Origin of the sequence: Pantanalinema sp. (assembly GCA_036704125.1) — a bacterium.
Classification (GTDB): Bacteria; Cyanobacteriota; Sericytochromatia; order S15B-MN24; family UBA4093; genus JAGIBK01.
Genome location: DATNQI010000080.1, coordinates 1 through 20,291, shown reverse-complemented (window position 1 = coordinate 20,291; position 20,291 = coordinate 1). Strand labels below are relative to the sequence as shown.

The 20,291-nt window shown below is 69.9% G+C and carries 24 protein-coding genes; 9 read left to right on the top strand and 15 right to left on the bottom strand.

Annotation, left to right across the window (positions count from 1 at the left end; translation table 11 throughout):
* The first annotated feature begins 16 nt into the window (after nucleotides 1-16).
* Nucleotides 17-1,276 (top strand): ArsB/NhaD family transporter, encoded by a 1,260-nt coding sequence (locus tag V6D00_12900; GenBank protein HEY9900072.1) that lies wholly within the window; start codon nucleotides 17-19, stop codon nucleotides 1,274-1,276.
* 54 nt (nucleotides 1,277-1,330) lie between these two features.
* Here V6D00_12900 and V6D00_12895 read toward each other — a convergent pair whose 3' ends face one another.
* Nucleotides 1,331-1,606 carry a hypothetical protein gene (locus tag V6D00_12895; protein HEY9900071.1) on the bottom strand — a complete coding sequence of 92 codons (276 nt, stop codon included), beginning with the start codon at nucleotides 1,604-1,606 and terminating at the stop codon, nucleotides 1,331-1,333.
* A 260-nt stretch (nucleotides 1,607-1,866) separates the two neighbouring features.
* Between V6D00_12895 and V6D00_12890 the strand changes: the two genes are divergently transcribed.
* Together V6D00_12890 and V6D00_12885 are read left to right on the top strand one after the other, a co-directional pair.
* Nucleotides 1,867-2,445, top strand: coding sequence for an SCO family protein (locus tag V6D00_12890; GenBank protein HEY9900070.1), 579 nt, complete (start codon nucleotides 1,867-1,869; stop codon nucleotides 2,443-2,445).
* 12 nt (nucleotides 2,446-2,457) lie between these two features.
* A complete protein-coding gene (locus V6D00_12885) occupies nucleotides 2,458-2,889 on the top strand; it encodes a copper chaperone PCu(A)C (GenBank protein HEY9900069.1) in 432 nt (143 codons plus the stop codon).
* On the opposite strand, the gene V6D00_12880 is transcribed toward V6D00_12885, so the two are convergent.
* Nucleotides 2,852-5,194, bottom strand: coding sequence for an ATP-binding protein (locus tag V6D00_12880; GenBank protein HEY9900068.1), 2,343 nt, complete (start codon nucleotides 5,192-5,194; stop codon nucleotides 2,852-2,854). The genes V6D00_12885 and V6D00_12880 overlap by 38 nt on opposite strands.
* A gap of 62 nt (nucleotides 5,195-5,256) precedes the next feature.
* Nucleotides 5,257-5,742: a Fur family transcriptional regulator gene (locus tag V6D00_12875; GenBank protein ID HEY9900067.1), complete on the bottom strand. Its 486-nt coding sequence runs from the start codon at nucleotides 5,740-5,742 to the stop codon at nucleotides 5,257-5,259.
* A 137-nt stretch (nucleotides 5,743-5,879) separates the two neighbouring features.
* Here V6D00_12875 and V6D00_12870 point away from each other — a divergent pair, with 137 nt between their 5' ends.
* Nucleotides 5,880-6,911, top strand: a complete 1,032-nt coding sequence (locus tag V6D00_12870) for a CapA family protein (protein ID HEY9900066.1) — start codon at nucleotides 5,880-5,882, stop codon at nucleotides 6,909-6,911.
* Between the two features lie 44 nt (nucleotides 6,912-6,955).
* On the top strand, nucleotides 6,956-7,900 hold the full coding sequence (locus tag V6D00_12865; GenBank protein ID HEY9900065.1) for a ribose-phosphate pyrophosphokinase: 945 nt from the start codon (nucleotides 6,956-6,958) through the stop codon (nucleotides 7,898-7,900).
* Nucleotides 7,901-7,990: 90 nt separating this feature from the next.
* On the opposite strand, the gene V6D00_12860 is transcribed toward V6D00_12865, so the two are convergent.
* Complete coding sequence (locus tag V6D00_12860; protein HEY9900064.1) at nucleotides 7,991-8,407, bottom strand: CBS domain-containing protein; 417 nt, start codon at nucleotides 8,405-8,407, stop codon at nucleotides 7,991-7,993.
* Nucleotides 8,408-8,641: 234 nt separating this feature from the next.
* Between V6D00_12860 and V6D00_12855 the strand changes: the two genes are divergently transcribed.
* From V6D00_12855 to V6D00_12845, 3 genes are read left to right on the top strand one after another with little or no spacing between them, the layout of a single operon-like run.
* Complete coding sequence (locus tag V6D00_12855; protein ID HEY9900063.1) at nucleotides 8,642-9,289, top strand: energy-coupling factor ABC transporter permease; 648 nt, start codon at nucleotides 8,642-8,644, stop codon at nucleotides 9,287-9,289.
* A complete protein-coding gene (locus tag V6D00_12850) occupies nucleotides 9,289-10,053 on the top strand; it encodes an energy-coupling factor transporter transmembrane component T (protein HEY9900062.1) in 765 nt (254 codons plus the stop codon). The genes V6D00_12855 and V6D00_12850 overlap by 1 nt, the downstream gene beginning before the upstream one ends.
* Nucleotides 10,050-10,877, top strand: a complete 828-nt coding sequence (locus V6D00_12845; GenBank protein HEY9900061.1) for an ABC transporter ATP-binding protein — start codon at nucleotides 10,050-10,052, stop codon at nucleotides 10,875-10,877. Before V6D00_12850 ends, V6D00_12845 begins: the two co-directional genes overlap by 4 nt.
* Before the next feature lie 70 nt (nucleotides 10,878-10,947).
* Here V6D00_12845 and V6D00_12840 read toward each other — a convergent pair whose 3' ends face one another.
* The 10 genes from V6D00_12840 to V6D00_12795 form a co-directional block, all read right to left on the bottom strand.
* Nucleotides 10,948-11,229, bottom strand: coding sequence for an RNA-binding protein (locus V6D00_12840; GenBank protein HEY9900060.1), 282 nt, complete (start codon nucleotides 11,227-11,229; stop codon nucleotides 10,948-10,950).
* 173 nt (nucleotides 11,230-11,402) lie between these two features.
* Nucleotides 11,403-12,257 (bottom strand): metal ABC transporter permease, encoded by an 855-nt coding sequence (locus V6D00_12835; protein ID HEY9900059.1) that lies wholly within the window; start codon nucleotides 12,255-12,257, stop codon nucleotides 11,403-11,405.
* A gap of 4 nt (nucleotides 12,258-12,261) precedes the next feature.
* A complete protein-coding gene (locus V6D00_12830; GenBank protein ID HEY9900058.1) occupies nucleotides 12,262-13,038 on the bottom strand; it encodes a metal ABC transporter ATP-binding protein in 777 nt (258 codons plus the stop codon).
* Nucleotides 13,028-13,579, bottom strand: a complete 552-nt coding sequence (locus V6D00_12825; GenBank protein ID HEY9900057.1) for a hypothetical protein — start codon at nucleotides 13,577-13,579, stop codon at nucleotides 13,028-13,030. The genes V6D00_12830 and V6D00_12825 overlap by 11 nt, the downstream gene beginning before the upstream one ends.
* 25 nt (nucleotides 13,580-13,604) lie before the next feature.
* Nucleotides 13,605-14,429, bottom strand: a complete 825-nt coding sequence (locus V6D00_12820; GenBank protein HEY9900056.1) for a hypothetical protein — start codon at nucleotides 14,427-14,429, stop codon at nucleotides 13,605-13,607.
* Complete coding sequence (locus V6D00_12815; protein HEY9900055.1) at nucleotides 14,426-15,355, bottom strand: metal ABC transporter substrate-binding protein; 930 nt, start codon at nucleotides 15,353-15,355, stop codon at nucleotides 14,426-14,428. The genes V6D00_12820 and V6D00_12815 overlap by 4 nt, the downstream gene beginning before the upstream one ends.
* A gap of 14 nt (nucleotides 15,356-15,369) precedes the next feature.
* Complete coding sequence (locus V6D00_12810) at nucleotides 15,370-16,578, bottom strand: hypothetical protein (GenBank protein HEY9900054.1); 1,209 nt, start codon at nucleotides 16,576-16,578, stop codon at nucleotides 15,370-15,372.
* Between the two features lie 49 nt (nucleotides 16,579-16,627).
* On the bottom strand, nucleotides 16,628-17,002 hold the full coding sequence (locus V6D00_12805; GenBank protein HEY9900053.1) for a hypothetical protein: 375 nt from the start codon (nucleotides 17,000-17,002) through the stop codon (nucleotides 16,628-16,630).
* A gap of 65 nt (nucleotides 17,003-17,067) precedes the next feature.
* A complete protein-coding gene (locus V6D00_12800; protein ID HEY9900052.1) occupies nucleotides 17,068-17,538 on the bottom strand; it encodes a DNA starvation/stationary phase protection protein in 471 nt (156 codons plus the stop codon).
* A 116-nt stretch (nucleotides 17,539-17,654) separates the two neighbouring features.
* Nucleotides 17,655-18,113 carry a DUF5069 domain-containing protein gene (locus V6D00_12795; GenBank protein ID HEY9900051.1) on the bottom strand — a complete coding sequence of 153 codons (459 nt, stop codon included), beginning with the start codon at nucleotides 18,111-18,113 and terminating at the stop codon, nucleotides 17,655-17,657.
* 190 nt (nucleotides 18,114-18,303) lie between these two features.
* Here V6D00_12795 and V6D00_12790 point away from each other — a divergent pair, with 190 nt between their 5' ends.
* Nucleotides 18,304-19,737 carry a hypothetical protein gene (locus V6D00_12790; protein HEY9900050.1) on the top strand — a complete coding sequence of 478 codons (1,434 nt, stop codon included), beginning with the start codon at nucleotides 18,304-18,306 and terminating at the stop codon, nucleotides 19,735-19,737.
* An 86-nt stretch (nucleotides 19,738-19,823) separates the two neighbouring features.
* Here V6D00_12790 and V6D00_12785 read toward each other — a convergent pair.
* Nucleotides 19,824-20,291 (bottom strand): universal stress protein (locus V6D00_12785; protein HEY9900049.1); only part of this gene is annotated, 468 nt, incomplete at its 5' end.

The following is a 20,291-nucleotide window of genomic DNA, read 5'->3' as shown; positions in this document are numbered from 1 at the left end:
CTAACCCCCAATGACCATGGCTTACTACTTCTCAGTGGCGCTGCTCGCGCTCTGCATCCTCTTGATCGTCGTCAGGCCCTTCCGCCTGCCGGTGGTGGCGCCGCCCTTGGCGGGGGCCGCCGTCCTGATGGCGAGCGGGCTCGCTCCGCTGTCCGCGATCGCGACGGTGTGGGGGCTGGTCTGGGATGCGACCCTCACCCTGCTCGGCCTCATGGTGATCTCGCTGGTGCTCGATCGCGCGGGGTTCTTCGCCTGGTGCGCCCGGCGAATCGCCCAGGCGAGCGGCGGCGACGGCCGGCGCGCCTGGTGGGGCCTGATGCTGCTCGCCTGGGCGACCACCGCGGTGCTCGCCAACGACGGGGCCATGCTGATCCTGGTGCCCATCTACGCCGAGCTGCTGCTGAAAAGCGGGGCGACCCGCGCGCAGGCCTACGCCTACCTCTTTCCGGTGGGCTTCTTGATCGACGTGGCGAGCACGCCCCTGGTCACGAGCAACCTCACCAACATCATGGCGGCGGACTACTTCCGCATCGGCTTCGGAGAGTATGCCCGCATGATGGCCGTTCCCAGCCTGGTCCTGGGCCTCGCCTCGCTGGGCTTCGGCTGGCTCGCGTTCCGTTCGCAGGTCCCCGAGCGACTCGCCCTCGAGGCCGCTGCGCCCCGTCGGCCCGCCGGGCCCATGTTCGCGGCCGGCTGGGCGGCGCTCGCGGCCCTCGGGCTCGGGTTCGGGCTCGCCCACGCCTTCCACTGGCCGGTGTGCTGGGTGGTGGGGGCGGTGGCCCTGGGCCTGCTCGCGCTGGGCCTGGCCTCGGGCCAGCTCGCGCTCATCGACGTGCCGCGCCTGACACCGTGGGACATCCCCGTCTTCGCCCTGAGCCTGTTCGTCATGGTCGAGGCGGTCGCACGAACGGGCGGCCAGGCCCTGCTCGCGGCCGGCTGGCTCGCCGTCGACCCCGGTCTGCGCCCGCTCGCCGTGGGGGGATCCATCGCGGCCCTCGCGGCGGGCCTCAATAACCTTCCTGCCTTGCTGCTCGGCCTTTTGAGCTTCCAGCACGCGCCCGAGGTAGCCACCCCCGCGGCGATCGCCGCGAGCGTGGTCGGCGCGAACGTGGCGCCCAAGCTGACCCCCTACGGGTCGCTCGCGACCCTCTTGTGGATGGGCCTCTTGGGGGCCAAGGGGTTCAGGGTCGGCTGGGGGGAGTACCTGCGCTACGGCTTGCTGCTGACCCCGCCGGTCCTGGCGCTGGGACTCCTGGCTGCCTGGCTTTGTTCGTGAGGCGAGGCGCAGTGACCACTGCGCCTCGCCAGCCAATCTGATGCCGCTGCGGGCTTACTTCATGGGCTTCTTTTCGGTCTTCGTCTCGGACTTCTTCTCCATGTGCTTTTGAGCCTTTTCATGCTCGCGCTTCATCTCGCCACCGCCACCCCCCTTGGGGGCCACTTTCTTGTGGGACTTGGTGGTCTTGGTGACGGTTTTCTTTTCCGTCTTGACGCTCTGGGCGGCAAGGGTCATGGTGCCGGGCTGACTGGGGATGGCATTGGCCGCCCCGGCGCCCATGAGCGCCAGCGCCATCAGGGGGGTGATGATCAGACCGATGTGTTTCACGGGATCCTCCTCCTCTTCTTCTCGGGACTCGATGTCGGGACTCGATGTCGGGACTCGATACAGGAAGCCAGGAAGCCAGGAAGCGGGGGTGCTTCACCGCCCCCGGGTCCTATCACAATGCACCAGGGATTCTCTAACCTGAAGGCAAGAATGCATAAGGATCCCTGGGGCGATTTGTCGTTCGCAGGCGGGTGCCTCGACGGACGGGGGGATGCTCGGTAGACTGGTGGTATTCGGCACGCGCAAGGGGAGGCACGTTGATGGGCGGTATCCGGCGACCCTGGACCTGGCTTGTCGGAGGGCTTTGCGCCCTGGCGATCGGGCTGCTCGCTGCGCTCGTCCTGATGCCGCCCAGGGGCACGGCGCCGCTCGCCGACGTGCCCATGACCGATCATCACGGCAAGCCCGCGAGCTGGTCCAGCTACCGCGGCAAGTGGCTGGTGGTCTACTTCGGTTACACGGGCTGCCCTGACGCCTGCCCCACCGGCCTGAGCGAGCTGGCCAAGGAGATGAAGGCCCTCGGCAAGGATGCCGAGCGGGTCCAGGTCGTCCTGGTCACCCTCGACCCCGAGCGGGACACCCCCGAGGTCCTCGCGGGCTACGTGCCCTACTTCGCGCCGACCTTCGTGGGCCTGCGCCCCGATCGCGCCCGGATGGCGGCGGTGATCCGCCCCTTCGGCGTGCAGGTCGAGAAGACGCCCGGCAAGTCCGGCCAGGGTTACGAGCTCAACCACTCCCTCGACTTCTTCGTGATCGACCCCGAAGGCCGCCTGCAGAGCCGCTTCCTCACCCCCTTGCCGCCGGGGGCCTTCCGCCAGACCCTGCACCTCGCTTCATAGGAGCCTCTCGCCATGAAACGCTTCGCCCTCGGTGCCGTCGTCCTCTCCTGCTGGGCCGCTCCTGTTTTGGCCGCCGCTTCGGTGAGCGTGGAGGAGCCCTGGCTGCGCGAGGCTCCCCCGACGGCCCGCGTCCTGGCGGGGTACGCGGGCTTCCGGAACCCCAGCGACCAGGAGGACGCCCTGATCGAGGTGACGACCGAGGTGGCCGATCGCGTGGAGATCCACACCATGGCCATGCGCGGCGGCGTCATGCGCATGCAGCCCATCCCCTTCCTCGCCTTGCCAGCCAAAGGAAAGGCGAGCCTGGAGCCGGGCGGCGCCCACCTGATGATCTACGGGCCGAAGCGGGCCCTGCGCGACGGCCAGAAGGTGCCGATGACCTTCGTCTTCCGCCGAGGGGCGAAGGTCAGGGTCGAGGTCCCGGTCCGGAAGTACCCGGGCTGAGGACCTGCCCGCCCCTTTCGAGGGGCAGGCTGAACCAGAAGGTGCTGCCCTGCCCCGGGGCGCTGAGCACCCCGATCTCCCCGCCGTGGGCCTCGACGAGCGCCTTGCTGATGCTCAGGCCGAGCCCCGCCCCCTTCCCCTTGCGCACCCCGTTCTCGAGCTGGACGAAGCGCCGGAAGAGTAAGGCCTGCTTCTCGGGGGCGATCCCCTCGCCCTGGTCCTGGATCTCGCAGCGCAGCCGGCCGTTTTCGCGCAGGATCCGCACCGTCACGACCCCCTGCCTGGGGGAGAACTTGATCGCGTTCGAGAGCAGGTTGGAGAGCACCTGCTTGATGCGGCGCGCGTCCATGCACAGCGTCACCGGCGCGTCCGGGGCGGGGCCCTGGAGGGTGACGTCCGCCTCGGTTGCTTGATGCTCCAGGTCGTCGATGGCCTCGCGGACCTTGGCCGTGAAGTCGGCCTCGCAGAGGTTGAGGTGGAAGGTCCCGGCCTCGATCCGCACGAAGTCGAGCAGGTCGTTGAGCAGGGATTCCAGGCGCCTTGCGCCGCGCTGGATCTCGTGGACGAAGTCGCGCTGATCGGGCAGCAGGGGGCCGCCGAGCTCGTCCTCGAGCAGCTCGGCGAAGCCCAGGACCGCGGTGAGCGGGGTGCGCAGCTCGTGGGTGAGGGCGTTGATGAAGCTGTTCTTGAGTCGATCGAGCTCCTTGAGGCCCTCGTAGCGCCGCCGCAGCTCGTCCTCGAGCCGCTTGTGCTCGGTGACGTCCTGGATGAAGCCGTACATGCGAAGCGGCTTACCCGCCTCGTCGCACAGGATCTCGCCCTGCGCGTGCATGGTGCGGATTCCGTCGCCGGCCTCGGCAAGCCGGAACTCGACGTCGTACCCCGCCTCACCCCGGATCGCCGCCTGGATGGCCTGCTCGACGCGCGGGCGGTCCTCGGGGTGGATGGATGCCAGGAAGTTGTCCATGGTCGGGCTCCAGCGCGCGGGATCCTTGCCGGTGATGCGGTAGTACTCCTCGCTCCACGTGATGCGGTCCTGCGTCAGGTCCCACTCCCAGCTGCCGAGCTGGGCGATGTGCTGGGCCTGCACGAGCTTGCGCTCGCGCTCGCGCAGGACCTCGTTGAGCTGCATCAGCTCACGGGTGCGCGCGCCGACCATGCACTCCAGGTCGCGGGTGTAGCCCTGGATCTGATCGGCCATCTGGTTGAAGGTCTCGCCGAGCGCGCCGATCTCGTTGCGCCCCGCGGGGACGGCGCGCGCACCGAACTGGCCGTGCTGCCATGCCAGGGCGGTGGCCTTGAGGTCGGCGATGGGGCGCAGGTACCAGCGCCCGAGGAGGTAGGCGAGTGCGGCCAGGGCGACGAGCAGCCCCAGGAAGAGCATGGCGTCCTGGCGAAGCGCGCGCCAGATCGGGGCCAGGTAGTACGACTCCGGCACCAGCACCGAGTAGCTCCAGGGCTTGCTGCGCAGGAACACGACCATGCCGCAGCCCGGCCCACGCTCGAAGGTGAGGTAGGCCCGGAAGAAACGGGGCATCAGGGGCCGGTCACGGGTGAGCTCGAAATCCGCGGGAAACCAGGGGGCCTCGAGGCCCTCCAGGGCCGGATCCGCCCCGTGGATCAGCCGCTTGCGGTCCTGGTCGAGGAGCACGCCGTAGCTGCTCGGCCCGATGCTGCTCCGGTCGTGGGCCACGATGCGGCGCAGAGGCCCCAGCGAATCGACCAGCACCAGCAGGGCGCTCGGACGATCGGCGGGGGTGCGCCGCACCGGTGCGACGACCGCGATCGCCACCGCCCGGCCACGGCCGTCGCTGAGAATGTCGGAGGGGACCGCCTTGCCGGCGCGGGCCTCGCGGATGTCGGGTGCCAGGGCCGGAAGCCATGGCCGGACGTCCTCCCCGTCCTGCCAGATCACCCTGCCCTCGGGGCTCAGGGCGGCGATGCTGAGGTAGCCGCGGAGCTTGCGGATGCCCGTCACCGCCGGCTTGTCGGCCCAGAGCTCGGCGCTCGCGCCGGGCCTGCCGATGCCGAGCAGGAAGGCCCGCATTCGGGGCTGGTCGCTGGCGAGAAAGCGGGCGTGCTCGAGCAGGCGAGCGAGATAGGCCTCGATCTCGGTGCCGGTGTCGCGGGCGGCGACCAGCATGCGCTCGCGGGTGTTCTGCTCGAGAACGCTGCGCGTGTTGTGGGCGTGCAGCAGCGAGAGGGGGAGCAGCGAGAGGGTGACGATCAGAAGGAAGAGGACCACCAGCGTGCGCTGGAGAGGCCAGTCTTGCGGGCTGAGGGGACGCCGCGGCGGCAGGACCATGTCGAGCACTCTCCCGGGATGGGGGTGACACTTTTTAGCCTAGCATGCGAAAAATTCGATGGTTATGTCAGATGAGACGGAAAGTTCGCTCCCTTTGGGGCGGCGCACTTGCCGCACAGGCCCGTGAACTCGAGGTGGTGCGCCTCGATCCGGAAGCCCGCGCGCAGGGAGAGCTCGGCCTCGAGGCTCGAAAGGCCGGGGCAGTGGAGCTCCTCGATGGCGCCGCAGGCGCGGCAGACCAGGTTGTGATGGCAGTGCTCGGCCTGGTCCAGGTGGCAGTGAGCGTCGGCCTCGAGGTCGCAGCGGCGCACCTTGCCCGTGGTCAGCACCCGGTGGACCAGGTGGTTCTCCTCGAGGCACTCGAGGATCCGGTAGATGCTGACCGTGTCGACGTGCTCGCCGGCGGCGTCCAGGAGGTCCTTGATGGCATAGGGGGACAGCGCCGTGTCGGACTGTTCGAGAAGCTCCACGACCCGGCGGCGCGGCTTGGTGATGCGGTAGCCGCGAGCCTTCAGGATGGCCAGGGCGCTTTCGGCGTAGGTGGGCATGGTTTCTTCCTCGCCTCCGAGTATAGCAGAGGCGAGGGACCGCGCGGTGCGAGGCATGCCGCTCGATCGATTGCTTGAGCCGGGGCCGTCGGACGGCTATGATGCGCCTCGCGCGGCGCGCGCAAAGCGAGGCGGTCATGAGAGCCGGATCGGTCACGCTCGCCTTCGTGGGCGACGTCATGCTGGGGAGGGGCGTCAACGAGGCGCTTCGCGAGACCTTGCCGGACACCCCTTGGGGGACGGTGCTCCCTCATTTGCGCCGGTCCGACGGGGCGATCGCGAACCTGGAGTGCGCGCTGACCACGCACGCCAGGCCCTGGTCGCGCACCCCCAAGGTCTTCCACTTCCGGGCCGATCCCCGGGCCACGGGGGTGCTGCGTGCCGCCAACGTCCGCTGCGTGAGCCTCGCCAACAACCACTCCCTCGACTTCGAGGAAGAGGGGCTGCTCGACACCATCCGCCACCTGGAGGCGGCGGGCATCGCCCACGCGGGGGCGGGCCGCAGCGAGCAGGAGGCGCGCTCTCCCGCCCTCTTCGAGGCGGCGGGCCTGAGCATCGCCGTCATCGGGCTGACGGACAACGAGCCCGCCTTCGCCGCGGGCCCCGATCACCCCGGCACCCACTACGCGGAGATCCGCGCCGGCTCGAGCGCCCTGGCGCGGGTCGAGGCGGCGGCGCTCGAGGCGCGCAGCCGAGGTGCCGGGCTCGTCGTCCTCTCGCTGCACTGGGGGCCGAACATGGTGACGGAGCCCCCGGCGCGCTTTCGGGCCTTCGCCCGGGCCGCCCTGGGGTGCGGCGTCGACGTGGTCCACGGGCACTCCGCGCACCTGTTCCAGGCGGTGGAGCGCCGAGAGAACGGCCTCATCCTCTACGACACGGGCGACTTCCTGGACGATTACGCGGTGGATCCCCTCCTGCGCAACGACTGGTCCTTCTTGTTCCTGCTCGAGCTGAGAGCGGGGGCGCCCTTTCGCCTCAGGATGCTGCCCGTCCGCCTGCGCTTCGCGCGGGTGGATCTCGCCGAGGCTCAAGAGTTCGACGCCATCCGCGCGCGAATGAAGGCCCTCTGCCGCCCCTTCGCCACCCCGCTTCGCGAGACGTCGGAGGGCCTCTTGCTCCTGCTCGCGACGGAGGCCTTGGCCCCGACCACGGATGGCCCGCTGCTGTAGGCCGGAGGGTTTTGCTCTAGGATCCCGGGGGCTAGGGTTTCGACATGGAGGGCTTCGCGATGACCCCGCGCGGCTGGATCTTCGGCGCGCAGGCCCATGCCTCCTTGATGGAGGCGCTCGCCGCCGCCACCGGCCTCGCGGTGGGGGAGGCGGATCTCGGCGCCTTCGCGGACGGTGAGCGCTCGGTGTGCCTGAGAGCGGAGGTGGCGGGCCTGCCGGTCGCCCTGGTGCTCTCGAGCGCCCCGCCGGTGGACTCGCGCGTCATGACCCTGGCCTTGATGGCCGATGCGGCGCGCCGCGCCGGCGCCGAGCGCATCGTCGCCGTCGTGCCCTACTTCGGCTATTCGCGCGGGGAGCGCCTCGCCCGGCCGGGCTCCCCCATCCCTTGCCGGGTGGTCGCCGATCTGTTCCAGGCGAGCGGGGTGACCCACCTCGTCACCCTCGACCTCCACAGCCCCGCCATCGCCGGCTTCTTCACCCTGCCGGTGTTCGAGCGCAGCGCGCTCGAGCTTCTCGCCTCGCGCTTCGCGATCGCTTCTCCCGAGCGGACGGTCGTGGTGGCCCCCGACGCGGGCGGCATCAAGCGCGCGGGCCACTTCGCCTCTCTGCTTGGCGTCCCGCTGGGCATCGCCCTCAAGGAGCGCCCTGCCCCCGACGCCCCCAAGGTCGTCAAGCTCTTCGGGGAGTTCGAGGACCGAGAGGCCATCATCGTCGACGACATGGTGACGACCGGCGGCACGATCCGGCAGGTGACCACCCACCTCAGGCAGCGCGGCGTCAGCGCCGTCGACGTGGCCGCCGTTCACCCCGTGATGGCCGCAGAGGCCGAAGGCCTCATTCGCTCGCTCGGCATCCGGCGCTTCGTGGTGAGCGACTCGATCCCCTTCTCGCCGCGCAGCCCCTGGCCGGGGCTCGAGGCGGTCTCGATTGCTCCGTTGCTCGCCGAGGCCCTGGCGCGGTGCCTGGGGCCCGGCACACCCGGTCGCTGAGCAGGCCTTGGCCGTTGGTGCTCGGGCGCGCAGCACCGGGCCCCGGCCGCGCATGCACGACCGGGGCCCGGAATTGCGAGGTCGCAGGGGCTAAGTGTGCTTGGTCTTCTTGTGGAAGGTGCGCAGGGCCTTCAGGAGGTCCTGGTCGCTGCCGGCCTCGGTGAGGTCCTCGAGCGAGACCATCCCGACCAGGTGGCCGTTCTCGGTGACGGGCAGGCGACGAACGTTGTTCTGGAGCATGGTCTGGATCGCCTCTTCGACGCTGGTGTTCGGTCCCACCGTCACGAGGGACTTGCTCATGATGCCCTTGACGGCCTGGTTGACCTCGCCCTTGGCGACGGCGTGGATGGCGATGTCGCGGTCGGTCACGACACCGACGAGCTGACCGTTCTCCTCGACCGGGATCACCCCGATGTTCTCCATGCGCATCTTCTGGGCGACCTCGGGAACCATGGTGATCGAGGTGACCTTGACGATGTTCTTGCTCATGAACTGGTTGATCTTCATTTGCTTCTCCTCTGGACAGTGGGAACGACGAGAGACGAGTTAGGTTAAGCTGGAGATATCTTCACATAAGTTAATTAATAAATCAATCGTTTTTGGCGGACTCGTTTTGGCCGGGGGCCCCGCCCGAAGCGCATCGTCACTCTTCCCTGATTCGTTGGCTGGAATGGACCTGCCCTCGGCCCCATGGACGTGGTTCCATCTTGGAATCGCCGCCTGGTGCCGCGGGGGAAGGCCGTGTCCCATCTTCACCTGCCCGACGGGATCCTTCCGCTCTGGCTGGTCCTTGCGGGCTGGAGCGTGACCTTGCTGCTGCTCTTTTTCTCCCTGCGTCGGGCGCGCGGCCCGGGCGGGCGCGCGGCCCTGCCTCGCCTGGGCTTTCTCTCGGCGCTGATGGTCGTCGCGATGTCGGCGGAAATCCTGCCGCTGCCCTATCACCTCGATCTGAGCGTGGTCGCGGGCATCCTGCTCGGTCCTTCCGCCGGCTTCCTCGCGGCTTTCATCGTGGACCTGGTCCTCGCCCTGCTCGGCCACGGCGGCTTGACGGTGATCGGTCTGAACGCGCCGATCCTCGCGATCGAGGTGGTGCTCGGCTCCATCCTGTTCCGGGCCATGCGCCGCCGGGGGATCTCGAGCGTGCTTGCGGCTGCCGCGACGACGGCGCTCGTCTTGCCCCTCAGCACCGGCGCCATGGTCGCGGTGGTCTGGCTCGCCAGGATCGATCCCGCCCGGTTGCACGAGGGGCTCGCGCCGCCCGACTTCTCGCTCTTCCTCGCCATCACCTACGGCCTCGGATCCATCGGGTGGCTGCTCGAGGCGACCGTGACGGCAGGGATCGTGCGCTACCTGGCCAGGGTGCGCCCCGGCCTGATCGAGGAGGCGTGATGGACCCGTGGGCGCTCGATCGATGGGCACAGGCACCGGGCTTGCTGCAGCGCGCGACCCCGCTCTCCAAGCTCGTCGGAGCGGCGCTGGCCGTCGCCGCCCTGGCCTTTGCCGAGGCGCCGGTGACGCTCGCGGCCATCGCCCTCGGGTGGCTTGCGCTCATGGCCTTCTCGCGCCTTCCGCTGCTCGCGCTGCTGCGCCTGGCGGGATACGCGGCCCTGTTCGCGGCCCTCTACGCCCTCTCGAGCTGGGAAGGGAGCTGGGGCCAGTCCCTCGCCCTGATGCTCAAGGCGGTGGGCTCGGCGCTCGCCATCCTGAGCGTGGTGGGATCGACCCCTTATCCGGTCGTGTTCCAGAGCCTTCAGCCCCTCTTGCCTCCGCCGCTCCCCGATGCTTTGCTCTTGACCTACCGATCCCTGTTCCTGCTCGTCGAGCGCTGGGACCACCTGTGGATCGCCCTGCGCCTGCGCGGGGGGATCCGCCGGGCGAGGCCCTGGCGCAGCCTGGAGAACCTGGGCGCTTGCCTCGCCATCCTGGTGCTGGACGCCATGGACCGGAGCGAGGCCCTGTACGACGCCATGCTCCTGCGCGGCTATCGCGCAAGCATGGCCCCCCCCGTCCCGCCAGGCCTCAACGGGCCGGGCCTTTGCCCTCTCTTCCTCGGAGGCGCCTCGCTCGCGCTTGCGATCCTGCGGTCGGAGGCGCTGAGCGTCCTTGCGATCGCCCTGGCTGCGATCGCGCTGGGGCTGGGGGGGCGACGGTGAGCGTCGTGGTCGAGGCCGAGGACCTCGCCCTGCGCTTCGCGAGCGGGACCCGCCTCTGCTACCGGGGCCGCCTCACCCTGCGCCCTCGAGAGCGCGTGGCCCTGCTCGGGGGCAACGGTTCCGGCAAGAGCACTCTCTTTCGCCTCATCGCGGGCCTCGTCGCCCCGAGCGAGGGGCAGCTTGCGGTTTTCGGCCGCGCGCCCTGGCGAAACTTCGAGGCGACGCGCGATCGCCTCGCCATGCTCATGCAGCAGGTGGAGAACCAGCTGCTGGCCCCGACGGTCGCGGAGGACGTGGCCTTCACCCCCCGCAACCGCGGCTGGAGCGAGAGCGCCGTCCAGCGGAGGGTCGAAGACGTCCTCGCGGAGCTCGGGATCTCGGCCCTGCGCGGCCGGGGCATTCACGAGCTCAGCGGGGGCGAGCGCGTCAAGGTCGCCCTCGCCGGGGCGCTCGCCGTCACCCCGGAGCTGCTTCTGCTTGACGAGCCCTTCGAGCACCTGGATCCGGTCGCCCGGGCCGAGGTGATCGCCCTCTTCAACCACCTGGCCCAGGCCCGGGGCGTGGCCCTCTTGATCGCGACCCACCAGATCAACCTGGTGCCCGCCATCGCCGATCGGGTCGTGGTCCTGGCCCAGGGGGGCGCCATCGCCCTCGACGGCGCCCCCGAGGAGGTCTTCGCCCGATCCGACGAGCTTCTCGCCTTGCGGATCGAGCCGCCCGTGCTCGGCGAGCTCTTCCGGCGCCTCGAGGGCTTCGGCCTGGGCGCGCCGCGAACGGCCGAGGAGGCGGCCGCCTTGCTGCGCCGCCGCCTGGGCGGAGGGTGAGTTCGAATTCCGGAGAAAACTGCAGCGTCACGCCCCGCGCCGGGAGCGGTGCGGGGCGTGACGCGCTTGCTCAGTACCGGCGGGGGCCGCCGGCGGGGCGGCGCTCCTGCGGCTCCGAGGCCTTGACGGTGATCGCGCGGCCGGCGAGCATCGACCCGTCGAGGGTGTCGATCGCCTGCTGGGCCAGCTCGGGGGTGGCCATCTCGACGAAGCCGAAGCCGCGCGAGCGCTGGGTCTCGCGATCGCGCGCCACGCGCGCCGAGAGCACCTCGCCCACCCGGGAGAAGTAGGCCCTAAGGTCTTCGTCGGTGGCGGCGAAGGCCAGACCGGCGATGAAGAGCTTGTTGGTCATGGGGTCTTCCTTTCGAGACTCGCTTTCCTCGGATCAAGCGGGGCGCTTGGCGAACGGGACGCTGCGCGAATGATCCCGAGGACGATTCTGCGCCATCGGCCCCGCGCCGTCAGCAAAAAGCCGGGCGTCCGGAGCGGGTTTGGTCCGGGTGGCCCCAGCTCGGGCCATGACGCTCAGGCGCGCTTCGGGGAGGGGGCCAGGGCCCGCGCCGCGATCGCGAGCACCGCGAGCAGCGCGCAGAACACGGTCTGGCTCGCGCCCACCGGGAAGTCCCCGAAGAAGGCCAGCATGTAGCCGCCGAGGCCACCGAGGGCCCCGAAGAGCGCCGCGAGGATCATGGCGGCGGTGGGGTTGCGCGCCAGGGCGATCGCCGAAATCGCGGGCAGCACGCTGAAGGCGAAGACCGGCAGCGCCCCGAGCGCGCGGGTTGCGATCGAGACGGTGAAGGCGATCGCCACCAGGATGAAGCCGCCGAGGAAGGTCACGGGAAGGCCCCGCACCTTCGCCCCGTCGGGGTCGAAGCTCGCGAAGACGAGCCCGCGCCGCCACCAGAGCATCAGGGCGATCAGGACGAGGGCCGTGACCAGGACCCATGCGGTGTCCGAGGGTCGCACCAGCACCCCGGTCCCGAAGAGGATGGCCTGGATGTCGTGGGCCTCCTGGGTGATCCGGGTGCCGACCATCAGGGTGCCGGCAGCACCCACCAGATAGGCCATGCCGAGCAGCCCCTCGCGGCTGAGGCGTCCTTTCGGCTCGCGCCGCAGGAGGCCCGCGGCCAGGAGGGTCAGCACCAGGGCGCCGAGGCGCGGGTCCGCGAGGCCGGCTGCGACCCCCAGGTGGATCTGGGCGAAGAAGGCGAGCGCCACGCCGAGGCCCGCCGCCTGCGAGAGGGCGGCCGAGATGAAGACCATCCGGCGCAGGACGATGAACGCGCCGAGCATCCCGAGGACGGCACCGGCCCCCATGCCGCAGAGGATGGGGTCGCGAAACAGCTCCCAGCCGTTGAGGAAGTCGAGAAGGGGTTGCATGGCTTCAGGCATGGGCAGGGCGGTCCTCGTTGGCAATCGATTCCAGGGGTTTCAGCTCGCCGGTCAGGCCGGCGAACTGGCGGCGGAAGGTCGGGTCGGCCGCGACGGTGGCGACGGGCCCCACCAGGGCCTTCTGGTGCTCGGCGTCCACGAACAGCACCCGGTCGGCGGCCTTGACCGCCGCGGGAAGGTGGTGGCTGACCAGGAGCACCGCGGTGTTCAGCTGCTTGCGCAGCCGGTCGAGCAGCGCGATCGCTTCTTGCTCGGCGGTCAGGTCCATGGCCGAGGTCGGCTCGTCGAGCAGCATGAGCTGCGGGCGGGCGGCGAGCGCACGCGCGAGCAGAACCCGCTGCTTCTGGCCCTCGGAGAGCTCGGCGAAGTTGCGCTCGGCGAGGGCCTCGGTGCTCGTGAAGGCCATGGCCTCGCGCACCCGCTCCTTCTCGCCCCTGTTCAGAAGCGGCCTGAGGAAGCTCCAGCCCGACTCGACCCCTTCGGCGACGATGTCGCGCGCGCGCATGGGCACGATGGGGTCCAGGGCCTGGCGCTGGGGCAGGTAGGCGATGCTCGCCGTCGGAGCGTGCACGAGCTCGCCGCCCACCGGCGAAAGCAGCCCAAGGATGGTCTTGAGCAGCGTCGACTTGCCGGAGCCGTTGCGCCCGGCGAGCACCCAGAGCTCGCCGGGGCGGATGGCGAAGGAGAGGGGCGGCAGCACGGCCTTGCCCTGGTAGCCGACCACGAGGCCGTTCGCCTCGACGACGGGGGCCATCGGACTAGTGCTCATGGTCGTGCGCGCCGCCCTCGACGACGAGGCTCAAAGAGGACTCCCGGGTGGGGCCGAGGTAGAGGAAGTAGCGGCCCACGCCGAGCTCCGCCACGCAATGCTGCGCGATCGAGCTGCTCGCGATGGGGCCGAGCGTCCGCTCGATCGCGACGGCTTCGCCCGCCGCGTCCTTGATGGCGAGCGCCACGTCGGCGTTGAGGAAGAAGGTGTAGTCGAGCGCTGTGGCGCTGTCGAGCTTGACCTTGCCCACGTTCTGGCTGTCGCTCGCGACCAGCGCGATGTCGTAGCGCTTGTGGTCGCTGCCCACCAGGGGAACGCCCGTCATCGCGTCGAACGCGACGGCCGTCACCGGGGCGGCGGGGCCTTCGGCCATGTGCGCGATGGCCTCGGCGCCCGCGTCGTCGTGCGTGTCGGTGGCGGGGGGCAGGGTGGGCCTTTCGCTCGGGATGACGGTGTTCTCGGGGGCGCAGCCCGCGGCGTGGAGGCCGAGCGCGAGGGCGATGGCCGCCAGGGGCGCGAAGCGATGCTTGAGCTTGATCATGGGGATTCTCCTAATAAGGCGGCGCCTAGCGCGTCACGTCGAGGTCGAAGGCGCTCTGCGCGAAGTTCTCGGCGAGCTGAGCGCTCGCGGTGGCGTCGGCCGTTAGATCGAGGGTGCCGGGGCTCTGGGCGAGGGCCTTCCAGTCCAGCCGGTCCATGATCGTCTCGCTGACGCCGAGCAGGCCCTCGATCCGCACCCGGTCGGGCTGGGAGCGGTCGATGGCGACCGAGATTCGCTTGCTCATCGGCGAGGGGACGAGCTTGAAGGACCAGGTGCGGGTCTGCCCGGCGAGGCGAGCCTCGCTGGTGGGATCCAGCACGCTGCCGCTGGCTTCCAGGCGCTCGATCTCGAGGACCGCCCGGGTCCAGGTGCCCTTCGCCAGCATGGCGCTCGGGGTGGCGGCGCCGAGCGGCACCGAGGCGGTGCCCGCGAGCAGGCCGATCTCTGCGGCGCCGGGGAGGCTCAGCACGGTCGTCTCGCCGGCCTTTCCCCCGTTCATCTCCGCCTGGATGTCCTCGTAGGCCACCAGGGCGCCGTCGCTGCGGTGGCAGTGGCCGTTGTGGCAGAGGCTGTAGCCGCTGGGCGGGTTGGCGGGGTCGAAGGTGCCGCCGGCGCCCGAGCCCGCCGTGGTGGTGGAGAACGAGAGGGCGCGGACCTTGAGGGTCAGGGCGTCCACCTTGACGCGCATGCTGTTGTCGGTTTTCAGCCAGCCCTGGGCATCCAGGCGGCTCGCGCTCGGGCCGAAGCCGGCCGAGACCGCCGCGGGGAGCAGGGTGCCGAAGCCCGTGCCCGCTTGCCAGGCGCAGCCCGCCGCGACCAGGGCGAGCAGGCCGAGGAGCGGCCCTCTCATCGGCCGGTGTCCTTCACGACGCCGGCGTAGGTCTTGTCGGTAAGCTCCTTGACGTAGTCGAGGTAGGACTGGCCCCCGGCGAAGTCGGCGCCGCCGGGCAGAACGACGAGCGTCGCCTGGGCCTTGCTCGCGAGCAGGCTGCCGATGCGGGTCGGGTAGTACGCCTCTTGCATGATCACGTCGGCGTGGACCTTGCGCATGTGGCCGAGCAGCCAGGCGACATGCCCGGGATCGGGCGAGATGCCGGGCTTGGGCTCGATGGTGCCGATGGCGATCAGGTTCAGCCAGTCGAGGAAGTAGATCCACGAGTTGTGGTAGGTCACCACGTGCCGCTCGACGACCTGCAGGTCGGCGAATCGCTTGCTCTGGCTGCTCGCGATGGCCTCGGCGTCCGCCTTGAGGGCGTTCGCTCGGCGCTTGAAGCCCGCCGCGTTCGCGGGATCGAGGCTCGCGAGCTTGGCGGCGATCCCCACGGCCACGCGACCGCCGTTGCGCGGGTCCGTCAGGTAGTGGGGGTTGCCGCCGGGGTGGATGTCGCCCATGCCGCGGTCGATCTTCTGCTGGGGAATCTGCTTGAGGGGCACCAGGCTCGAGGCGTCGAGGTAGCCGGCGGCGCCGGGCTGGATCCGGCTGTTGCGCGAGCCCGTGAGCAGCACGGGCAACCAGCCGGCCTCGAGCTCGAGGCCGTTGACCATCAGCACGTCGGCCTTGTTGAGCGCAAGGGCCAGGTTGGGGCGCGCGTCGACGAAGTGGGCGTCCTGGTTGGGGCCCGCCAGCGAGGTCACCTCGACGGCGTCGCCGCCGACCTCGCGGGCGATCGCAGCCAGGGTGGGCAGGGTCGCGACCACCTTGACCTTGGCCTCGGCCGAGAGCGGGAACAGGGTGACGAGGCCGCCGAGCAGGAGGCCGGAAATCCATTTGCGCATGAAGGGGTCTCCTTTTAGAAGGCGTGGGCGCCGTGCGCCCCGATGACGGTCTCGAAGGCGAGCATGGCGGCATAGGTCGGCTCGCTCACCCAGCGTCGCAGGTCCGCGCTGCCCTGCAGCCGGATGCGCGAGAACTCGCTGGGCCAGTAGGTGAGGTTGGCGCTCGCGCGCTGCCTGGTGCCGGTCCACTCGGGATCCAGCGGATCGTTGGCCGTCCCCGTGACGGACTCGTAGCGCGCGGCGATCGCCCAGCTGGGGTCGAACTTCCAGAAGGCCGAGGCGTAGCCGCCCGCGTCGCTCAGCACCGCCCCCGGCACCTGGCGGTTGCGGGCGAGGGCCTCGCACGTCAGCCCGATGACGGTGGGGTCCGCGCCCGCCACGCTCCGGTACTTGAGGTACAGGTCGGTGCCGTAGAGGTCGCTGCGGTTGGCGCGGCCGCTGCTGTTGGGGCCCGTGGCCCCCGAGAGGCCCCAGGAGAGGGACCAGGCGTCGCTCAGGGGGAAGAACTGCTTGATGGCGCCGGTGACCTGGAGATCGAGCGGCCCCTGCACGCCCAGGTCCTGGGCTCCGAAGAAGGATCGCGCGGTGGAGGCGCCGCCGGCCTCGGTGGCCGAGCCCACGACCTCCAGGTACCAGGGCAAGGGCGAGAGCCATGAGAGCTCGGTGCCAAGCCCCCGGTTGCCTTCGCCGCCGAAGAACTTGCCGAGCACCAGGGGCTGATCGACGAACTCCCAGCTGTGGGGGTGGGTGGGGTTGAGGCGCCCGAAGCGGGTCAGGAACTGGCCCGCGCGAAGCTGCAGATCGCTCGGCAGTGCCAGCGAGGTGGCGTAGGCCTCCTCGACCTCGACCCCGAACTGGCTGAAGACCAGGTTGGCGTCGAAGCGCCAGAAGGGATCGACCACCGACTTGACGCTCAGCTCCAGCTGCTGGAGGTTGAAGCCGTTCTTGGCGGGGTCGTGGCCGCCGCGCTGGTCGGGGGCCTGGCTGAAGCCCGCGAGGGCCCCGTCCAGGATGAAGCTGAGATCGGGGTTCATGCTCTGGGGCCCCCGGGGCCCTGCCGCGGAGGCTTGCGGGGCGGGGGCGTCGAGCGTCAGGGCGTTCAGGATGTCGGCGGCGTCCTGGCCGTCGACGGGGGCCTCGGCCTGGGCCCGGGCGGGCGTGGCGGCGGCCAACAGCCCGACGGCCAAGCCCAGCGCCGTCAGGTGGCGTGACTCGAAGTTCATGCGGTTCCTCTTTCGGATCGAGCGCGCATGGCGGCTCGACCTTCGAACGTTAAGCGTTGAAGGCGATCGAGAGGAAGCGCGGTGGGGCGCGGCTTTGGAAGCGTTCGGGAGCGAGGCTCGGGGGCGCGCGGACCGGCGCGAGGATGCGATCGCTCGAGACCACCATGGCCACTCCCGGCCAGGTGCCGGTCACCGGCGCGTAGGGGGTGCTCGCCTTCCAGTCGCAGAGGGCGCAGTGCTCCTCGGCGCGCGGGGCGGCCGTCGCGACGGTCCCCGTGGCCTGCTCGGAGACGATCCCCGCGCGGTGAGGAGCCTGGGGAGCCGCGTGCGAGTGGAACCCCCCGGACAGCCCCAGGAGCCAGGCCATGGCCAAGAGAAGGGCCAGCCTGAGGGGGCGTTGAAGGAGGGGGGTGTGGTGCAACATATCTGCAATAACAATAAGAGAAGGGCCCGCGCTTGTCAAACAAGCGCGGGCCCTTGCTCGTGGCGTCAAGCCTTCTGGGAGCGCAGCATCCAGTGGTGCTTCTCGAGGGTCTCGAGGCTCTTGATGAAGAGGTCGTGGGTGACGGGATCCGCGTGCTCGAGCTTCTCGAGTCGCTCGCGCTGCCGCTGGATCACCGTCCCCAGCCGGTCGCACATCAGCTCGACCACCTGGTCGTCGGGGATCCGTCCCGGCGGAAAGGGAGCCAGCTTGCTGTGGCTCGCGACCGTCTTGGCGAGCCCGTCGGGGCTGACTCCGATCGTCACGCAGCGCTCGGCCAGCTCGTCCGAGATCGAGCGGAACGAGTCGACGAGCGTGTCGAGCTGCTGGTGCAGCGAGAGGAAGTGGGGACCGAACAGGTTCCAGTGGGCCTGCTTGCCCAGAAGCGACAGGTCGATCATCTCGACCAGCGCGCTCTGGATCTCGACGGCCACGCCCTGAACGGCTTGCTCCTTGATGGGGGAATTGATCTGCGCCACGCGATCCCTCCTTTCGAACCGGGAGGATCCTAGCGTGGCGCTCGCGGCCGGATCATCGGCGAAAGTGACCGATGTGCCTGGGGGAACCACTCTTCACGCGCCCCCCCTTCACCGGTCTAGGCGCGTGGAATGGGGTGGCCCTCTTCGAGGCACAGGACCTTGGCCATGGTGTCGATGCCGCTTGCGTCGGTGCCCGGCCGGGCCTTCTTGACCCTGGCGATGCTCCGCTTGATGAACAGGCCGAGCGCGAAGCGCAGCAGGGGGTTGGGCGAGGGGACGAGGAACGCGTCGCCAAAGGCCTTGGTCTCGGCGGCGGTGCGCTTGGCGGTGCGCTTCACCCGGTCGGCGATCGCCTCGTCGCTCGCGCCGCTCTTGATGAGGTCGCCGAGTGATCCGGCATCGAGGCCGAAGTAAGAGAGGAACTGGCGATCGCCCGGGCAGGGATAGGGCGTGTAGTCCCCATGGGTGCCCGCGTAGAAGGCGCGGGCCTTGTCGATCAGGCGCGGGAGCCAGGCGTAGCCCTCGAGGGTTTCGAAGGGGCTGCGGGGGACCTGGGTGTTCAAGTCGAGGGCCATGGTGAATCCTGTTCGTGACATGCGGTTGTCTTGTTCGCGCCACATCGTAGCGGTTCTTCCCTGGCCTTGTCGAGCGATGGCACGCCTTGCATTTGCGACGCTCAGGGCGGGCGGTGGCGCTTGGCTTCTGTTTCTCGGCAAGGTATAACACCCCTTGTTGCCGTCCCTATTGCCCAGAGGCCGTGTTTCAATGACTCGAACCCGCATCCTGCCCCGCCTCATGGCGACGCTCCTCATCGTCGGAAGCGCCGCACCCGCCTTCGCCCAGCAAGCGGCAACCCCGCCCGCGGCGACCTGGCTCAAGATGAGTGACGCGGAGCGCCGCGCGACCGACGAGCTGGCGCGGGACTACATGCGCTTTTTGAAGGACGCCAAGATCCCTCTCCAGCGGGCCCGCTACCTGACCGCGCAGCTCGCCAAGGGCGGCTTCAAGCCCTTCGGGGCGTCTTCGGGCTGGCAGCCCGGGGCGAAGTACGTCCTGGTCAACCGCGATCGCGCCCTCATGGCCGTGGTGGTCGGCAAGAAGCCCCTCAAGGAAGGGGTGCGCCTGATCGGGGCCCACCTGGACTCGCCGCGCCTGGATCTGCGCCTCAAGCCCCTCAAGTCGGTCGAGGGCTTCGGCATGCTCAAGACCCAGCCCTACGGCGGCATCAAGCGCTACCAGTGGTCCAACCTGCCGCTGGCCCTCGTCGGCCAGGTCGCCCGCAAGGACGGCAAGCTGGTGGATGTCTCGGTCGGCATGCAGCCGGGCGATCCGGTCTTCATCCTGCCGGATCTTGCGCCGCACGTGGACAAGGAGTTCCGCGGCCGCAGCGCGGAGGACGTGTTCAAGGGCGAGGAGCTGAGCACCATCGCGGCCTCGCTGCCGGACGGGAGCGGCGATCTCAAGAAGGCCGTGATGGCCGAGCTGAACAGGCGCTACGGCCTGGAGGAGGAGGACTTCATCTCCTCGGAGCTCGCCCTGGTGCCGGCGCAGGAGCCGCGCGAGGTGGGCCTCGATCGCATGCTCATCGGCTCGTACGGCCAGGATGACGCCCTCTGCTCTTTCATCGGGCTCAACGCCCTTCAGAACCTGAAGGCCACCCCCGAGTACACCTCGATCGTCTACCTGGTGGACCACGAGGAGGTCGGCAACACCAACACCACCGGCGTTCGCAGCCGCTTCTTCGTCTCGGCGCTGGAGCGCTTCGCGGGGCGCGAGCTCGGGCGCGAGGCGTCGAGCGAGTACCTCTCGACGCTGCTCGAGAACTCGGAGGCGCTGTCGGCGGACGTGTCGCAGGCCATCAACCCCAACTTCCCCTCCACCGAGGATCCCCACAACACGGCCCGGATGGGCCAGGGCTTCACCCTCAAGACCATGAAGCCGGGCTTCGACGCCTCGCCGGCCCTGCGCGCGCGCCTGCGCCGGACGCTGGGCGACCAGCGCATCCCCTGGCAGACCTACGCCTACAAGGTCGACGGCGGGGGCGGCGCCACCATCGGCGCCCAGCTTCAGGAGCTGAACATGGATGTCGTGGACGTGGGGGCGCCGCTGCTCGCCATGCACGGCACCTTCGAGCTTTCCTCGAAGGCGGATCTCCACTCGCTGAACCGCTTCTTCGACGCGTTCTTCGCCACGCCCTGAGCAGCAGGGGGATCATGATCCGCGGGGCGGAAGGATCCAGGATCCTTCCGCCCCGCGGCATGGAGGGCGGCGAGGCCTTCTCGGTCTTAGGCTCGGTCGGCCGTGGCGGCCTGCGCGCCTTCCGTGCGCTCACCCTGGTACGAGGGGGCCTTGACGACCAGCACCGAGCAGGCGGCATGGCTGACGATCGCGCTCGAGACGCTCCCGAGCAGGAAGCGCTGGAGTCCCGTCCGGCCGTGCGAGCCCACGATGATCAGGTCGGCCTTGAGCTTCTCGGCCTCATCGAGGATCATGTCGGAAGGGGCGCCGATCCGGTGAACCGTGCGGGGCTCGACGCCCTTCTCCTTCATGAAGGCGGCGGCCTTCGCGAGGATAGCCTTGGCGTCCTCCGTGCTGGGGACCTCGTAGGTCGCCTCGGGGGCGTAGCCGAGCCCGCCGAAGGAGGCGAGGTTGACCAGGTACGAGACGGTCAGGACGGTCACCTCGGCGGCGTTGCCGGCGGCGAACTGCGCGGCGCGCTCCAGGGCGAGCTGGGAGTGGGACGAGTCGTCCGT

What these genes read in the sequence shown, in the direction of transcription:
- V6D00_12795 (HEY9900051.1), bottom strand. Translation starts at nt 18,113, where the DNA reads ATGGCCCTCGACTTGAACACCCAGGTCCCCCGCAGCCCCTTCGAAACC.
- V6D00_12840 (HEY9900060.1), bottom strand. Translation starts at nt 11,229, where the DNA reads ATGACCAACAAGCTCTTCATCGCCGGTCTGGCCTTCGCCGCCACCGAC.
- V6D00_12850 (HEY9900062.1), top strand. Translation starts at nt 9,289, where the DNA reads ATGGACCCGTGGGCGCTCGATCGATGGGCACAGGCACCGGGCTTGCTG.
- V6D00_12865 (HEY9900065.1), top strand. Translation starts at nt 6,956, where the DNA reads ATGGAGGGCTTCGCGATGACCCCGCGCGGCTGGATCTTCGGCGCGCAG.
- V6D00_12805 (HEY9900053.1), bottom strand. Translation starts at nt 17,002, where the DNA reads ATGTTGCACCACACCCCCCTCCTTCAACGCCCCCTCAGGCTGGCCCTT.
- V6D00_12860 (HEY9900064.1), bottom strand. Translation starts at nt 8,407, where the DNA reads ATGAAGATCAACCAGTTCATGAGCAAGAACATCGTCAAGGTCACCTCG.
- V6D00_12890 (HEY9900070.1), top strand. Translation starts at nt 1,867, where the DNA reads ATGGGCGGTATCCGGCGACCCTGGACCTGGCTTGTCGGAGGGCTTTGC.
- V6D00_12810 (HEY9900054.1), bottom strand. Translation starts at nt 16,578, where the DNA reads ATGAACTTCGAGTCACGCCACCTGACGGCGCTGGGCTTGGCCGTCGGG.
- V6D00_12870 (HEY9900066.1), top strand. Translation starts at nt 5,880, where the DNA reads ATGAGAGCCGGATCGGTCACGCTCGCCTTCGTGGGCGACGTCATGCTG.
- V6D00_12880 (HEY9900068.1), bottom strand. Translation starts at nt 5,194, where the DNA reads ATGGTCCTGCCGCCGCGGCGTCCCCTCAGCCCGCAAGACTGGCCTCTC.
- V6D00_12815 (HEY9900055.1), bottom strand. Translation starts at nt 15,355, where the DNA reads ATGCGCAAATGGATTTCCGGCCTCCTGCTCGGCGGCCTCGTCACCCTG.
- V6D00_12835 (HEY9900059.1), bottom strand. Translation starts at nt 12,257, where the DNA reads ATGCAACCCCTTCTCGACTTCCTCAACGGCTGGGAGCTGTTTCGCGAC.
- V6D00_12900 (HEY9900072.1), top strand. Translation starts at nt 17, where the DNA reads ATGGCTTACTACTTCTCAGTGGCGCTGCTCGCGCTCTGCATCCTCTTG.
- V6D00_12885 (HEY9900069.1), top strand. Translation starts at nt 2,458, where the DNA reads ATGAAACGCTTCGCCCTCGGTGCCGTCGTCCTCTCCTGCTGGGCCGCT.
- V6D00_12790 (HEY9900050.1), top strand. Translation starts at nt 18,304, where the DNA reads ATGACTCGAACCCGCATCCTGCCCCGCCTCATGGCGACGCTCCTCATC.
- V6D00_12820 (HEY9900056.1), bottom strand. Translation starts at nt 14,429, where the DNA reads ATGAGAGGGCCGCTCCTCGGCCTGCTCGCCCTGGTCGCGGCGGGCTGC.
- V6D00_12830 (HEY9900058.1), bottom strand. Translation starts at nt 13,038, where the DNA reads ATGAGCACTAGTCCGATGGCCCCCGTCGTCGAGGCGAACGGCCTCGTG.
- V6D00_12825 (HEY9900057.1), bottom strand. Translation starts at nt 13,579, where the DNA reads ATGATCAAGCTCAAGCATCGCTTCGCGCCCCTGGCGGCCATCGCCCTC.
- V6D00_12875 (HEY9900067.1), bottom strand. Translation starts at nt 5,742, where the DNA reads ATGCCCACCTACGCCGAAAGCGCCCTGGCCATCCTGAAGGCTCGCGGC.